The following is a 14,731-nucleotide window of genomic DNA, read 5'->3' on the forward strand; positions in this document are numbered from 1 at the left end:
TAAAAAATAAATCACCGGCAGCCAGTACGGGACTAGCCCGTAAGGACGACCGGCAGGTTTTATAGTCTTTTATCGTGACTTTACAAACGGCACGCCTATCGCCTTCGGCGCGACGGATTTCGCCATCAGGCCCGCAAGAACGACGACGGTGACTACATACGGAATCATCTGTATCAATGATCCCGGTACTTTTCCCAAGCCAGGGAAGACAACGCCTTCGATCTGGACTTGCAGAGCAGTGAAAAAACCGAACATCAGGCAACCGAGCGCCGTTTGCAGTGGCCGCCAGTTACCGAACACCAGCGCGGTGAGCGCCAGATAACCATTACCAGCGGACATATCGCGCAGGAAAAAACCGCTTTGTACGATGGACAGATAAGCACCGGAGAATGAACACAGCACACCGGCGCACAGCATCGCCATAAAACGGGTGCGCTCGACATTGATGCCAGCGGCATCGGCAGCATGCGGGTTTTCCCCAACGGCGCGCAGACGCAGACCGAAACGGCTGTGATACAAGACCCAGTTCACCAGAGGAATCAGGGCAAACGCCAGATACACCAGCGCGCTGTGACCACCGATCAGCTTGGTGTAAAACCAGCCCAGAAACGGAATACCGGCCACCGCATCTGAACCCGGTAACACGATATCGAACAGACGGGCAGAGCCGAGGTCAGGCGTGCGCCCGCCTTGCATAAAGAAGAACTGGGCAAGCACAAAGGTCAGGCCGCTCAGGGCGATATTTAAGGCAATGCCAGCCACCAGCTGATTACCTTTTTGCGTGATGCTGACAAAGCCCTGCAATAAAGCGATGACAGCAGAAATGCCGACACCGGCGAGTATGCCGAACCACGGGTTTTGCGTCGCAAAGGCGACTGCTGCTGACACAAATGCGGCTGCCAGCATTTTCCCTTCAAGTGCCAGATCGACCACGCCGCTGCGTTCAGCGAACAGACCGGCCATCGCTGCAAACATTAATACCGGTGCATTGCGGATGGTAGAGACCAGAATGCTGGAAAATTGAAAATCATCAAACATCATTTTTCCTTACGTTTGAGCAGGGCAGAGATCGCCGGGGCATACAGATTTTCCATCGCGCCGCAAAACAGAATGATCAGTCCCTGAATGAAAATAAAAGTTTCGGTAGGAATATTCGGTTTTTCCAGCGACAGATCAAAGCCACCCTGGATCAGCGCGCCAAACAGTATCGACGACAGCAAAATACCTATCGGGTGCTGGCGACCCATCAGTGCGACGGCAATGCCGATGAAGCCTGCGCCGGCGGGGAAATTCAGACCCAGATAATGCGTGGAGCCCATTACAGAATTGACGGATGCCAGACCAGCCAGCGCGCCGGAAATCATCATCGCAATGATGATGGTTTTGCTGATGGAAATACCCGCATAGTGTGCGGCATGCTGGTTCAGACCGGTGGCGCGTAACTGATAACCCCAGGTCGTGCGCCATACCGCAACACCGTAAATGACCAAGGCCAGCAAGGCCATGATGAAGCTGATATTCAGCGGTGTTTCGCCCAGCACCGGCAGCATGCCATTCAGCTTAGGCAGCCATGCGCTATCGGCAAAGACGCGGCTGGCGGTGTTTTGTTCACCCGCAGGAATCAGAAAGCTGACGATGATGTAGTTCATCAGGCTGGCCGCAATGAAGTTGAACATGATGGTCGTCACAACTACGTGGCTGCCACGTTTTGCCTGCAGATAACCGGGTAAAAAAGCCCATGCCGCGCCGAAGATCGCGCTGCCGGCTATCGCCAGTGGTATCAGCAACCATGCCGGTAAGCTGGCATCAAAAGCCAGCAGCACCAGTGTCAGCCCGAGACCGCCCAGATACATCTGACCTTCGCTGCCGATATTGAATAAACCTGCCTGCATCGCAATCGATACTGACAATCCGGTGAAGATAAATGTGGCGGCGTAGAACAGGGTGTAGCCCAGCCCTTCGGGGTTAAAGACGGCGGCATTCAGCAGTATGCCCAGCGACTCCACCGGGCTTTCACCCAGCAGATAAATCACACCAGCTGCCACCAGCAGGGCGGACAGCAAGTTCAGTAAAGGCAGGGCAAAGGCGGTGGCCCAGCGGGGAAGATCGGCTTGATTCATACGTGGTTCGTCGCTTGTTTGTTCGCTTATGGTCGCTTATGTTTGCTTTTTTTCCGGCTGCTGCTTAGTGTTTGTGTAATCCACCCATCAGCAGGCCGATGCGGGTCGCATCAAATTCTTCTACTTTCAGCTCGCCAGTGATGCAGCCGCCGGACATGACCAGAATGCGGTCAGCCAGGGCGCGGACTTCTTCCAGTTCCACTGACACTAACAGGATGGCGACGCCGGCATCGCGCATCGCCAGCAGACGTGCGTGCAGACTTTCTATCGTGCCGATATCGACACCGCGTGTTGGCTGGCCTACCAGCATCAGTTTTGGTTCTGATGCCATCTCCCGCGCCATCACCACTTTTTGCTGATTACCGCCGGACAGCAGGGCAATCCGTAAATGCGGATCAGCCGGGCGTACATCAAACTTACTCAGCAGTTCGTTGCAGGTTTTCAGGATGGCTTTGTAGTCGAGCAGACCAAAGGCTTTGCCCAGCTTTTTCTGGTAACCGAGAAAGCTGTTCATCATGACCGAGAAATTTTTCACGACCGCATCGCGCAGCCGGTCTTCCGGCACGTGTGCGATGCCGAGTTCGCGGAAAGTCGCTGGCAAACCATCGGCATCTTTGCGACCCGCAAATGGCAGCGGCTTTCCTTGCATCGTCACTGCGCCGCTGCTCGGTAAGCGCATACCGCTCAGCACTTCCAGTAGCTCGCTTTGTCCATTGCCGGAGACGCCAGCGATGGCGACGATTTCTCCGGCGCGGATATTGAAATTCAGATCTTTAAGCAAGCTGACTTGCTGGGCGTTGATCAGATTGAGTCCCTTCACATCGAGCACTGTTTCACCCGGCGCATATGGCCCACGCGGCAGATGTGTTTCGATAGGGCGACCGACCATCAGCTCGGCCAGTTGTTCTTTATTGGTGTTGGTGGTTTGCACAGAACCGACCACTGTACCTGCGCGCATCACGGTTACTTCGTCGGTGATGTCGAGAATTTCCTGCAGTTTATGCGTAATCAGAATAATTGTTTTGCCCTGCTCTTTGAACAGGCGCAAGACGGCAAACAGCGAGGCGGTTTCCTGTACCGTCAGCACTGCCGTTGGCTCATCCAGAATCAAGATATTCGCGCTGCGATATATCTGTTTCAGAATCTCAACGCGCTGCTGTATGCCGACCGATAAATCCTGAATTTTGGCGAGTGGATCAACGTCGAGCGAATAACGCTGACAAATCTCACGCAGGCTGGCTTCGACTTGTTTGCGATGGGCGGCAAGGCGGAAGCCACCTTCAGAGCCGAGCATCACGTTATCCAGCACCGTCATGTTTTCGACCAGCATGAAATGCTGATGCACCATACCGATGCCCAGGTCTATCGCTTCCTGACTGTTACGGATTTGTTGTGGCGTGCCATTGATCAGCAACTGACCGCCGTCGGCACGGTAGTAGCCGTACAGGATACTCATCAATGTCGATTTGCCTGCGCCATTTTCGCCGATGATGCCGTGGATGGAACCGGGTGCAATGGAAAAACTCACATCGCGATTCGCCTGCACTGCGCCAAAGCGTTTGGATATGTGTTGAAATTCGACGGCAGCTTGCATACGTTCGGGATTCTCGGTGTGATCGAGTCAGGAATAGGGGTAAAAATTTCGGGGCGCCTATGTTGGCGCCCCGATCATGGTGAGTTTTATCTTAAATCGGGCACTTATTGGCATCACGGAAATCGACGACTTTGATTTTTCCGTTAATGATGTCTTGTTTCGCCGCATTGACACGTTTTTCAACTTCGGCACTGACGACACTGCGATTGTCTTTATCCAGCGCCCAGTCCACGCCGCCTTCTTTCAGGCCTTTGTAGACGGTGCCGCCTTGCCATTTGCCATTTTTCAATTGCATGAAGCTGTCATAAATCGCCTGATCTACACGTTTGACCATCGATGTCAGCATATTGCCCGGATGCATGTAGTTCTGATTCGAGTCAACGCCGATGCCGAGTTTGCCTTTTTCTTTGACTGCCTGCAGTGTGCCCATGCCGCTGCCACCTGCTGCTGCAAAGATCACATCGACGCCACGTTCAAACTGCGCGCGCGCGAGTTCGCCGCCTTTGGCCGGATCGTTCCATGCGGCGGTCGTGGTACCAACCATATTCTGGATCACTTCAACTTTGCTATCGGTGGCCTTTGCACCTTGTGTGTAGCCGCAGGAGAAATTACGAATCAGCGGAATATCCATGCCGCCGATGAAACCAATTTTTTTGGATTTGCTGCTGAGCGCCGCTGCGACACCGACCAGGTAAGAACCTTCCTGTTCTTTAAATAAAACCGAGCTGACATTGTTGCCCGCAGCAACGCCGTCAATCAATACGAATTTTGTTTTCGGAAATTCTTTGGCGATATTTTGTACTGCCTGCGCTTGTCCAAAGCCGATTGCGGCGATCAGATCAACGTTTTTACGTGCCAGATTGCGCAGTACTTGTTCTGTTTGCGTGTCGCTGGCGACTTGTACTTCCATGAAGCCGATTTTCGTTTCTTTCTTGAAGCGCTCTGCACCTTCAGAAGCGGACTGATTGAAAGACTTATCAAACTTACCGCCTGCGTCGTAGATAACGGCAAATTTCGGGTCTGCAGCATAAGCGCCGCTTGCAACGAGCAAGCCAGCCATAGTCAGGCAGAGTTGTTTGAGTTTCATGAGAGCTTCCTTATTCGTATATCTTGTGTGATTGCGTTCGTGATCGCTATTCGCTGACGGCAAGTCGCAAGTGGCATCACTCATTATTTATCGGCACTAACTGACATCAGACTACCACGCGTGACCAGCGAGTCTGGCTGTAAGGTCAAAATTCTATCAAATCCTGCCATCTTGTATCCGTATTCAATCGCAATCAGGCGACTTTCCGCGCTTGCATGAAATCCAGAACTTCATGTCGATGGGGAATCGAAGTCTGTGCTCCCAATTTCGTCACGGTCAGGGCAGCAGTATATTGTGCTTCACGGCTGGCGTCTGAGACGCTGAGCCCGTTCGCGATACCCACTGCAAACGCGCCGACAAAAGTATCACCAGCGGCGGTGGTATCCACTACATCGACTTTAATCGCCGGAATAAATTCGCTACCGCCCGCTTGTGTGATTAATGCCCCGTCGCCGCCCATCGTCAGCAACACAGTTCCGACCCCGAGATCCAGTAAGCGTTCTGACGCTTGCTGTGCGCTGGATTGGCTGGTCACGCTGATGCCGCTGAGTTGTGATGCTTCGGTTTCGTTCACGATCAGGTAATCGACTTGCTTTAATAATGCAGGGTCTAGTTGTTGAGCAGGAGCTGGATTTAACACTACTTTGACACCCTGAGCGTGCGCGATGGCGATGGCGCGGGTCACGGTATCAACCGGTGTTTCTAACTGGCAGAGCAATAATTGTGCCGCAGCTATCGCACTTGTTGCGGCCTCGATCTGATTGACGTTCAGCGTCGCATTGGCGCCTGCAGCAAGCACGATGCTATTGCTGCCATTGTCTTCCACCAATATCCCGGCGACACCCGTGGCAACACCGGCAACACGCGCCAGGTGGTGGATGTTGATGCCTTCTTTCGCCAGACATTGCTGCGAAAAATCACCAAAACCGTCATCGCCGACTGCACCGATAAAGCTCACATCGGCACCCTGACGTGCAGCAGCCACCGCCTGATTGGCACCTTTACCGCCGGGAATCTGACGGAATTCATGACCCAGCAAGGTTTCTCCCACTGCGGGCATGCGCGGCGTGCGGAAAACTAAATCCATATTGACGCTGCCGACTACGGTAATGCGTGGCTTCATGATGCTTTTTTCTCGATAAAATAATGATGCGCAATCGTTTGCGCAATCGATTTCGTATTTAACTATGGCCTACTTCTGCTAGTCAAGCGCATTCTCAAATTTTGATGAAATTTTATGCAATTTCCGGACAGGCAAAACCTTGAGGCCGAGCAGTGATTTGTTTTATTGTTTTGATATTGATTAATGCCGAGCGAGATTGTGCTGTGGATAGTAACTGCTGTCAAATCGGAATTGCAGACGACACAAGGGCTGCCACACGGTTTGATTCAAACAATGGTGATAGTCGGGTGTGTTAATATTTGAATGTAAAAACAAATGTTTCTAAATAAAACATTTGTCTTGTTTTGTGTGTTTGATCTTCGTATTTGATCTTAGTATTTGATTTGTGCGTCGCTGCTGCATATCGTTGCTGTAGGTTACTGCGTGTTGCTGTACTTTTTAAACGCGGCGATAGGTTGACTACCGTTGACGACAGCTTGATTGTTATTTATCGGATGCCGGACGGCCATTCTGGTCAGGAAGTGTTGGTGGGGAAAATGACGTGAGTAAGCCTTTGTCAAAAAAAGAGCAATTATTTGCGCTAGTGAGTGCGAATCCTTATGTATCGCAGCAAGAGCTGGCGGACGCATTGCAATTATCGCGGTCTGCAATTGCAGGCCATATCGCCGCCCTGATCAGGGAAGGGCGTATTCTCGGGCGGGCATATACGTTTCCCGGGACGCGCGCGATACTTTGCATCGGCGGCGCAAACATCGATCGCAAATTAAGGACGTTGGCGGCCTTGCAAATGGGTACGTCAAATCCTGCGAGTCAGACTGAGTCTTACGGCGGCGTTGCCCGTAATATTGCAGAAAATCTGGCGCGGCAGGGCGTGCCCGCGGCTTTAATCTGCGCAGTTGGTGATGACGTCAGCGGTAAGGGTTTGATGGCGCATGCAGACAGCGCAGGAATTGACACCAGTGGCTCTTTACACGTTTCAGGCGCTTGCAGCGGAACCTATACGGCGATTCTGGATCATGCCGGTGAATTGGTGCTGGCGCTGGCGCATATGGAATTGTGTGAGTTGCTCGATCGTGATTATCTGGCAGGCTGCCGTCCGCAACTGAATGCGGCTGCGATGATCGTTGCTGACATGAATTTGCCCTCCGACAGTATTCAGTTGCTGATGAATGAGGCAGTTTTGAATAACAAACCGCTGGCGATCGTCGCCGTTTCCCAGCCGAAAATGGCGCGTCTTCCCGCAACGTTAAAAGGAGTGCGTTTATTGATTCTGAATCAGGCCGAACTCGAACAGCGGCTAGCGACTAAACTCACTGATACCGGCGCGATTATTGACGCGTGTGCGCAACTGCAGGCACAGGGTGTGACCGACGTTATCGTTACCCTCGGCGCAGACGGTGTCATTTTTACAGATTCAAAACGCAACGCGCCAGCACAATACTTACCCGCACCAAAGGTCGCGGTCGTTGATGTAACGGGGGCAGGTGACGCATTTTCCGCTGCCGTCTGCGGGTCTTTGTATCACGCGCCGGAGGATATGTTGCTTGCCTGTCAGCGTGGTTTGCAATTGGCGGCGCTGACTATACAAACCAATACCAGTGTAGTGCAAACACCGCATACAACAATTTTCAATGAGGAACCATCATGCAATCCTATTTAGTTTTTTCTGAAGAAGTACGCGCCGCGAGAGTTGCTGGCAAACCTGTGGTCGCACTGGAATCCACGATTATTTCGCATGGCATGCCTTATCCGCAAAATGTGCAGACTGCACGCGAGGTTGAGGCGATTATTCGCGAACACGGTGCGGTTCCCGCCACGATTGCGATTATGAATGGCAAGATACACATAGGCTTGTCAGACGCAGAGCTGGAGCTGTTGGGGCAATCGGCCGATGCGCTGAAAGTCAGTCGCCGCGATTTACCGTACGTCATTTCCAGCAAAAAATTGGGCGCAACAACGGTTGCCGCGACGATGATTTGTGCCGAACTGGCGGGTATTGCCGTGTTTGTGACGGGCGGAATCGGTGGCGTGCATCGTGGCGCAGAGACCAGTTTCGATATTTCTGCCGATTTGCAGGAACTGGCGCGTACCTCCGTTGCCGTTGTTTGCGCCGGTGCGAAATCGATACTTGATCTTGGTCTGACGCTGGAATATCTGGAAACCCATGGTGTTCCTGTTATCAGCGTCGGTCAAGCTGAATTCCCGGCATTCTTTACCCGCGACAGCGGTTTTCGCGCAGATTTTCAACTCGACAGCGCCACTGAGCAGGCTGATTTTATCGCCACAAAGTGGACGCTGGGTTTGCGGGGCGGCGTCGTGATTGCGAATCCTGTTCCTGTGGCGGATGCAATGCCGCGTGCAGAGATCGAGGGCATCACTCAGCAAGCATTGCAGGAAGCTGCGCAACAAGGCGTCAGTGGCAAAGCCGTGACGCCGTTTTTATTGGCAAGAATTAAGGAGTTGACTGGTGGTCGCAGTCTGGTCAGCAATATCGCTTTGGTGAAAAATAATGCAAAAGTCGGCGCGCAACTGGCGCACGCACTGGCTGCTCATAAAAAATCCTGATACGGATGAGTTGTGTCCTGCTGCACTGGTAGTCATCCTGCGATGGCTACCGGTGTATGTCATGGATAAAAGGCACTGACGTGATAACCGGACGCTTTCAGCTTGGGCAATTCAAAATACAGTATGATGTTTTTTTCCGAGCTTGGCGGAAAACCTTTTGCTATCTCAGCTGGCTCGCTCAGATAGTCTTTCGGGGCGAAGGCTTTCTGTAACACTGGTTTGTCTTTCGCGTCATTCAGTACTAACTCAACCATAGGCCATGATTGCACGGTATTACTGCGGTTCTGCAACTGCATGACCAGCGAAAACGTCTTTTTTTCCGGTGACAGTGTCTGTAATTCATTTGACTCTATCGTGATGTAGTCAATTTGTGCCGGAAGTGAAATCTGGCAACGCAGAATGCGGCAGGCTTGTTCCAGTCCGGCACGAGTTTCCGGGTAAGCTGCTGCGATCTGATTTCTGAAGACATAGCCGGCTTGCGCTATCAGTGCCGGCAGTAAAATCAGACTCAGCAAGATCATGGCAATGCTGTACAGTCGGCCGCGTTTTTCTGCTTTTTCTGCCTGCAAGACAAATTCAGGTTTGTCTTCTTCGCTGACACCTGTGCCGGTATCACTGACGGAGTCTTCGGCTGCAGTTGCCAGTTGCTCTAACGCCGCTTCCGTTTCGGCAATCGCGACATCATCTGTTGTATCTGGCAGATACGGTTCCTGAATTGTATCCACCACTATCGTGGTCGGTACAGGCTCATCTGCTTCATCTGCGTCCGGTTCTGAGATTTGCCCGGCACCGGTGTTGCTGACTTCATCTGCCACTGACCAGTCTATGCTGGGCTCTTCGAAGATTGCTGCTTTTGTTTCCAGTTGGATTTGAGCTGAGACTGTTTCCGGGGGAGTGGCTGCGATTTCAGCAAAAGGATCATCTTCACCGAAGAAAAAATCCAGTGACGCGGATGATTCTGGCGCTGGTGCTGGTGTCGGCTCAGGTGCAACCGCAATCGGCTCTTCCGGTTTGCGTGTCGTTGTGGCTGCCAGAACCGACTCCAGGTCTTCCGGCAATTCATTCGTTTTTTCGCGAATTTCAATATCGTCAACGATAGCCTGAGCTACGGCTGTTTTTGCCGCCGGAGGAAATGCTGCTTTCTCTATTGCCGCTTCATCGATGATGATCTCAATCGGACTTGGAGCAACGACAGGTGCTGGCTGAATAGCCATTTTTTCGGCAGGTATTTCTGCCGATGCCTGAGCTTGCTGTGCTTGAGACTGAACTTGCGGTTGGACTTGCGGCTGAACTTGCGGCAGTTCTTGCGCCGTTGCGTTGTTTGCAGCGATGTCAGGTTTAAGCTGAGCCGGTTTTGCTAATTCATGCGGTGGAACCAGATGTTCAACGCCATTAAACGTCTGCTGGCAAGAGCCGCAACGTACCAGCCCCGCGTGCAGCTTCAGCTGGTCATTCGCCACGCGGAAGATGGTCTGGCAGTGAGGGCAGCGTGTGGCGAGAGCCATGACAGATTAACCTGGCAATTGTCCTGAGAGCGCGACCCAGCCTTCGTGCTCTGCCCAGACGCTGAGTTGGATGAACGGCGCGTAAGCTGCTGCCACTTCTTCTGCCTGACGTGCGAGCACGCCGGACAACACCAGTGAGCCGCCTGCTGCAACGCGTCCCGCCAGCATCGGTGCCATCAGTTTCAACGGACTGGAGAGAATGTTCGCCACGACGACATTGAATTTCTCAGATGAAGGATGATCGGTACCAAATTTTTCCGGCAGAGCAAATTCAATGTTGCAATGATTACGTTCGGCATTGAAGTTCGCAGATTCAATCGCTTGCGGATCGATGTCCACACCGATGACTTTGCCAGCGCCGAGTTTGCTCGCGACCATCGCCAGAATGCCCGAACCGCAGCCATAATCAAGCACCGTCAGGTTGGCCGGTGCATGTGCTTCCAGCCATTCCATACACAGTCGTGTTGTCGGATGGCTGCCAGTACCGAATGCCAGCCCCGGATCAAGTTCCAGTATCAGTGCATTGGCATCCGGCGCATCATGCCAGCTTGGTACGACCCAGATATTTTTTCCGATGTGAATCGGCGCAAACTGGGATTGCGTTAAGCGCACCCAGTCTTGTTCTTCTACTGAACGGGTGGTGTAGGACGGTGTCGAAGGCAGTCCGATGGATTGCGCCGCTGCGGCCACTATCGCCGCATGATCGCTGTCGGTATCGGTGAGTGCGACTACACGGCTGCGATCCCATGCGGCTTCTTCAGGCTCCATGCCCGGTTCGCCAAACAATGGTTTTTCGTCCGCCGTGCCTTCGTCCGCATCTTCGACAGAAACTGACAACGCGCCAGTATCCATCAATGCGTCTGATAATGCTTCCGCATGTTCACGTGCCACTTCGATAACAACTTCTATCCAACCCATATTGCTCTTTCTAAAAGATCTTGCGCCATTTTCATAACGCAAGATCCGAGGTGATAATTATTGATGTTTCTTTGCCAGATCCGGCATGTCTGCCAGTTTATGTTCGAGGTAATGAATATTGGTGCCACCCTCGATAAAGCGCGCATCAATCATCAGTTCGCGATGCAGGGCAATATTGGTCTGTATGCCTTCCACTACCATTTCCGACAGCGCAATCTGCATACGGCGGATCGCTTGTTCGCGTGTTTCACCGTAGGAAATGACTTTGCCTATCATCGAATCGTAATAAGGCGGCACGAAGTAGCCTGCATATGCGTGAGAGTCAACACGGATGCCAGGTCCACCTGGAGCGTGCCACGATGTAATGCGGCCTGGCGACGGTGTGAACTTAAATGGATCTTCTGCATTGATACGGCATTCGATCGCATGGCCTTTGAGGGTGATATCGCTTTGTTTGAAGCGCAACTTCTCATTGAATGCAATGCGGATTTGTTCCTGCACAATATCCACGCCAGTAATCATCTCGGTGACCGGATGTTCAACCTGAACACGGGTATTCATCTCGATGAAATAAAACTCGCCGTTTTCGTACAAAAATTCAAATGTACCCGCGCCACGGTAGCCTATCTTGCGGCAGGCGGCTGCACAACGGTCACCGATTTTTTCGATAATCTTACGTGGAATGCCTGGCGCAGGCGCTTCTTCTATTACTTTCTGATGGCGACGTTGCATGGAGCAATCGCGCTCACCCAGCCAGACCGCGTTACCATGCTGATCGGCCAGAATCTGGATTTCCACGTGACGTGGATTTTCCAGGAATTTTTCCATATACACTTCAGGATTGCCGAATGCAGCACCAGCTTCGGTTTTCGTCATTGCCACCGCATTGATCAACGCGGCTTCTGTGTGGACAACGCGCATACCGCGTCCACCACCACCGCCTGCTGCTTTGATGATGACTGGGTAACCCACTTTACGGGCTGTCTGCACAATCGCTTTCGGATCATCAGGCAAAGCGCCTTCTGAACCCGGTACGCAGGGAACGCCTGCTTCTATCATCGCGTGCTTGGCCGAGACTTTATCACCCATCAGACGGATGGATTCGGCACGAGGGCCGATGAAAACAAAACCAGATTGCTCTACGCGTTCAGCAAAATCGGCATTTTCTGACAAGAAGCCATAACCCGGATGGATTGCCTGCGCATCAGTCACTTCAGCGGCACTGATGATCGCTGGCATGCTGAGATAACTTAAATTGGAAGCGGCAGGACCGATACAAACAGATTCATCGGCGAGTTTGACGTATTTTGCTTCGCGGTCGGCTTCGGAATGCACGACCACGGTTTTAATGCCCATCTCGCGGCAGGCGCGCTGAATACGGAGCGCGATTTCACCACGGTTGGCGATAAGAATTTTTTCAAACATGATTTAACTTTGCTGTGGCAATGGTTGCTGCTATGAGTGCAGTGACATCTGGCACGTTGCCGGAATTAGCCAATGACGAACAGAGGCTGGCCGAATTCAACTGGTTGGCCGTTTTCCACCAGTATTTGCTTGATCGTGCCTTCAAAGTCACTCTCGATTTCGTTCAGCAATTTCATTGCTTCGATAATGCACAGCGTATCGCCTTTGGAGACGCTTTTGCCGATATCCGCAAAAGGAGCGGCGCCTGGAGCGGATGAGCGGTAGAAAGTACCGACCATCGGCGATTTCACGATATTGCCTTCTGGTACAACCGGTGCGGCTGCAACGACTGGTGCGGCGGCAACAGGCGCTGCACTTGGTGCCATCTGTTGCTGTTGTGGCTGCTGCATCATGACCACTTGATTCTGAGGTAATGCCGAAGATTTAACGATACGGACTTTGCCTTCACCTTCTGTGACTTCGAGTTCTGCGATATCCGATTCTGCAACGAGGTCGATCAGGGTTTTGAGTTTTCTTAAATCCATGTGGAATCCCCTAGAAAAAAGTAGTTCTGAATTAATGAGAGCGCGCAATATAGAACGTTTCTGACGTTCCTGCAATGCCGGAAAAAAAGAGATTGTACATTAAATTAAACGAAAATATTCGTTAAATGCACGAAGAAGAGCGAAATTAGATATTTTTTAGAGAAAAATCAATAGCCAGTCGATAGCCGTCGGTACCGAGGCCGCAAATCACTCCTTTGGCGATGGCGGACAGAAAAGAATGGTGACGGAAGCTCTCGCGCTGATGAATATTCGAGATGTGAATTTCGACAAAAGGGATGGCAACCCCTGCCAACGCATCCCTCAGGGCGACGCTGGTGTGGGTCAGTCCACCGGGATTAATGACAATCGCATCGACTTGTTCTGCGCGCGCAGCGTGTATTCTGTCGATCAGGGCGCCTTCGTGATTACTTTGAAAGCTGACCAGTTCAGCACCAGCGGCGGCGGCTTGTGCCTGCGCTGCTGACTCAATGTCGGCAAGCGTGGTCGAGCCATAAACGGCAGGCTCGCGGGTGCCTAGTAAATTCAGATTGGGGCCATTCAGCAGCAATAGTTTGCGCGCCATAGTCACATTCAATTTGACGAAGATGGCCGCATTTTGCCGCTAATGCGCGCAAATTGGCAAGGAAAAATCAACTTACTTCGCCTTTTCCGCAGAAAATTTGGCGATATCGGCGCGCAGCTCATTCATCTTCAGGCGGCCCAGATAGCTTTTCAATACCTTGCCATCGGCGGAAATCAGCACCGTAAATGGCAGTCCGCCCGCCTTATTTCCGAGCTGGCGCGATAATTCGCTGCCATCGAGTCCTGCTACATATAACGGGTAGCTGACATTCAGTTTTTTGGCAAATTCGCTGATATTGGTGGGGCTGTCTATGCCAAGGCCAAGGATTTGCACTGGTTTGCCTTTCAATTCCTGCTGTAATTCGGATAATTCCGGCATTTCCTGTACGCAGGGTGCACACCAGGTTGCCCAGAAATTCACTACTAACAGGCGTTGATTCCATTGTGCTAAGGCTTGTTGCTTACCATTGCTATCCGGCAAAGTCTTTGCCATTAATTGTTTGACGGCATCGCTTTGCGGTGAGTCGGGCGTGGTCTTCAGATTCCCAGCGTAAATACCCAATGCGCCGAATAAGCTGCCGCACAGCAGGGCAAGAGAGATAAATCGTTTATTCATATCAGGTCTTTCTTTCCGGTATGTTCGCTATATTGCTCTGCGGTTTCTTGCATCAAAGCTTTTAATGCCTGTAAATTGGCGCGCTCCAGACTTTTACCGCCGCCGTTACGGATCGCATCATGGTCATGCAAGACGAGATGAACACCCTCATTTTCATGCAGGAAACTCAGGGTTTCCACGCTTTCATTGCGATTATTAAAATGCTCTGAGACTTCAAACTGAATATCTCTGTTCAGCAAATAAATAGCGACGTCTTTGGTATTGTCTGTATATAAATGCAGATAGATATCGGTATGGTTGCCCGCCGTTCCATTCAGCACTGCGCCCACCAGATACGGATGAAAGCGCGCCAGCTCTTCCATCAGTCCGGCAGCCAGTTGTCTTAAATGGTGCAGCCTTTGCGGCTGAGTGTCGCCAAAGAAGATTTCATTGTATTCACGGACTTCCTGCTCGATCTGCGCATTGTCTGGCAGAACATCGCCCTTGATTTTGCGGTTACCCAGTAACTGTTTGGCAGCCTTGCGCTTGGCCGTTGCATAGTCCGCGCCGTCTTCAGCGATCATGCGCGCCGCCAGCATAGCGATTTCAGCCCGCAGGGCTTCGGCTTCATTGGGAGTGTGAATCATCATGGCGGCATCATAACCCAACATCTGCGCTTTTGTGCATAGGGAA

General features: G+C 51.9%; 14 protein-coding genes. 2 read left to right on the forward strand and 12 right to left on the reverse strand.

Translation table 11 applies throughout. The features are described from left to right. Window positions 1-69: 69 nt before the first annotated feature. The 5 genes from KDM87_RS03465 to rbsK all read right to left on the reverse strand — a co-directional run bounded on the left by KDM87_RS03465 (window position 70) and on the right by rbsK (window position 5,924). Entirely contained in the window at window positions 70-1,041 is a 972-nt protein-coding gene (locus KDM87_RS03465; protein ID WP_212677748.1) for an ABC transporter permease, read from the reverse strand. Beyond that, window positions 1,038-2,120 (reverse strand): ABC transporter permease, encoded by a 1,083-nt coding sequence (locus KDM87_RS03470; RefSeq protein ID WP_212677749.1) that lies wholly within the window; start codon window positions 2,118-2,120, stop codon window positions 1,038-1,040. The genes KDM87_RS03465 and KDM87_RS03470 overlap by 4 nt, the downstream gene beginning before the upstream one ends. 64 nt (window positions 2,121-2,184) lie before the next feature. Continuing rightward, window positions 2,185-3,714, reverse strand: coding sequence for an ABC transporter ATP-binding protein (locus KDM87_RS03475; protein WP_212677750.1), 1,530 nt, complete (start codon window positions 3,712-3,714; stop codon window positions 2,185-2,187). A gap of 91 nt (window positions 3,715-3,805) precedes the next feature. Continuing rightward, window positions 3,806-4,801: a BMP family lipoprotein gene (locus KDM87_RS03480; RefSeq protein ID WP_212677751.1), complete on the reverse strand. Its 996-nt coding sequence runs from the start codon at window positions 4,799-4,801 to the stop codon at window positions 3,806-3,808. 193 nt (window positions 4,802-4,994) lie between these two features. Further along, window positions 4,995-5,924, reverse strand: coding sequence for a ribokinase (rbsK, locus tag KDM87_RS03485; RefSeq protein WP_212677752.1), 930 nt, complete (start codon window positions 5,922-5,924; stop codon window positions 4,995-4,997). 541 nt (window positions 5,925-6,465) lie between these two features. Between rbsK and KDM87_RS03490 the strand changes: the two genes are divergently transcribed. Then, a complete protein-coding gene (locus KDM87_RS03490; RefSeq protein ID WP_329604883.1) occupies window positions 6,466-7,584 on the forward strand; it encodes a carbohydrate kinase family protein in 1,119 nt (372 codons plus the stop codon). Further along, window positions 7,569-8,489, forward strand: coding sequence for a pseudouridine-5'-phosphate glycosidase (locus KDM87_RS03495; RefSeq protein WP_212677753.1), 921 nt, complete (start codon window positions 7,569-7,571; stop codon window positions 8,487-8,489). The genes KDM87_RS03490 and KDM87_RS03495 overlap by 16 nt, the downstream gene beginning before the upstream one ends. 59 nt (window positions 8,490-8,548) lie before the next feature. Here KDM87_RS03495 and KDM87_RS03500 read toward each other — a convergent pair whose 3' ends face one another. From KDM87_RS03500 to KDM87_RS03530, 7 genes are all read right to left on the reverse strand, one after another. Continuing rightward, entirely contained in the window at window positions 8,549-9,994 is a 1,446-nt protein-coding gene (locus tag KDM87_RS03500) for a DUF3426 domain-containing protein (protein WP_212677754.1), read from the reverse strand. Window positions 9,995-10,000: 6 nt separating this feature from the next. Next, on the reverse strand, window positions 10,001-10,912 hold the full coding sequence (gene prmA, locus KDM87_RS03505) for a 50S ribosomal protein L11 methyltransferase (RefSeq protein WP_212677755.1): 912 nt from the start codon (window positions 10,910-10,912) through the stop codon (window positions 10,001-10,003). Between the two features lie 57 nt (window positions 10,913-10,969). Next, window positions 10,970-12,337, reverse strand: a complete 1,368-nt coding sequence (gene accC, locus KDM87_RS03510) for an acetyl-CoA carboxylase biotin carboxylase subunit (RefSeq protein ID WP_212677756.1) — start codon at window positions 12,335-12,337, stop codon at window positions 10,970-10,972. A gap of 65 nt (window positions 12,338-12,402) precedes the next feature. After that, window positions 12,403-12,861 (reverse strand): acetyl-CoA carboxylase biotin carboxyl carrier protein, encoded by a 459-nt coding sequence (gene accB / locus KDM87_RS03515; RefSeq protein WP_186884816.1) that lies wholly within the window; start codon window positions 12,859-12,861, stop codon window positions 12,403-12,405. Between the two features lie 145 nt (window positions 12,862-13,006). Next, entirely contained in the window at window positions 13,007-13,444 is a 438-nt protein-coding gene (gene aroQ / locus KDM87_RS03520; protein WP_212677757.1) for a type II 3-dehydroquinate dehydratase, read from the reverse strand. 72 nt (window positions 13,445-13,516) lie between these two features. Beyond that, window positions 13,517-14,059, reverse strand: coding sequence for a TlpA family protein disulfide reductase (locus tag KDM87_RS03525; protein ID WP_212677758.1), 543 nt, complete (start codon window positions 14,057-14,059; stop codon window positions 13,517-13,519). Next, window positions 14,056-14,688: a hypothetical protein gene (locus KDM87_RS03530; RefSeq protein WP_212677759.1), complete on the reverse strand. Its 633-nt coding sequence runs from the start codon at window positions 14,686-14,688 to the stop codon at window positions 14,056-14,058. The genes KDM87_RS03525 and KDM87_RS03530 overlap by 4 nt, the downstream gene beginning before the upstream one ends. Between the last annotated feature and the right edge of the window lie 43 nt (window positions 14,689-14,731).

The organism is Cognatundibacterium rivi (assembly GCF_018139565.1).
GTDB lineage: Bacteria > Pseudomonadota > Gammaproteobacteria > Burkholderiales > Burkholderiaceae_D > Undibacterium > Undibacterium rivi.

Excerpts from the sequence above, each read along its gene's own strand:
- KDM87_RS03465 (WP_212677748.1), bottom strand. The coding sequence starts at position 1,041 with ATGATGTTTGATGATTTTCAATTTTCCAGCATTCTGGTCTCTACCATC.
- KDM87_RS03470 (WP_212677749.1), bottom strand. The coding sequence starts at position 2,120 with ATGAATCAAGCCGATCTTCCCCGCTGGGCCACCGCCTTTGCCCTGCCT.
- KDM87_RS03475 (WP_212677750.1), bottom strand. The coding sequence starts at position 3,714 with ATGCAAGCTGCCGTCGAATTTCAACACATATCCAAACGCTTTGGCGCA.
- KDM87_RS03480 (WP_212677751.1), bottom strand. The coding sequence starts at position 4,801 with ATGAAACTCAAACAACTCTGCCTGACTATGGCTGGCTTGCTCGTTGCA.
- rbsK (WP_212677752.1), bottom strand. The coding sequence starts at position 5,924 with ATGAAGCCACGCATTACCGTAGTCGGCAGCGTCAATATGGATTTAGTT.
- KDM87_RS03495 (WP_212677753.1), top strand. The coding sequence starts at position 7,569 with ATGCAATCCTATTTAGTTTTTTCTGAAGAAGTACGCGCCGCGAGAGTT.
- KDM87_RS03500 (WP_212677754.1), bottom strand. The coding sequence starts at position 9,994 with ATGGCTCTCGCCACACGCTGCCCTCACTGCCAGACCATCTTCCGCGTG.
- prmA (WP_212677755.1), bottom strand. The coding sequence starts at position 10,912 with ATGGGTTGGATAGAAGTTGTTATCGAAGTGGCACGTGAACATGCGGAA.
- accC (WP_212677756.1), bottom strand. The coding sequence starts at position 12,337 with ATGTTTGAAAAAATTCTTATCGCCAACCGTGGTGAAATCGCGCTCCGT.
- accB (WP_186884816.1), bottom strand. The coding sequence starts at position 12,861 with ATGGATTTAAGAAAACTCAAAACCCTGATCGACCTCGTTGCAGAATCG.
- aroQ (WP_212677757.1), bottom strand. The coding sequence starts at position 13,444 with ATGGCGCGCAAACTATTGCTGCTGAATGGCCCCAATCTGAATTTACTA.
- KDM87_RS03525 (WP_212677758.1), bottom strand. The coding sequence starts at position 14,059 with ATGAATAAACGATTTATCTCTCTTGCCCTGCTGTGCGGCAGCTTATTC.
- KDM87_RS03530 (WP_212677759.1), bottom strand. The coding sequence starts at position 14,688 with ATGATGATTCACACTCCCAATGAAGCCGAAGCCCTGCGGGCTGAAATC.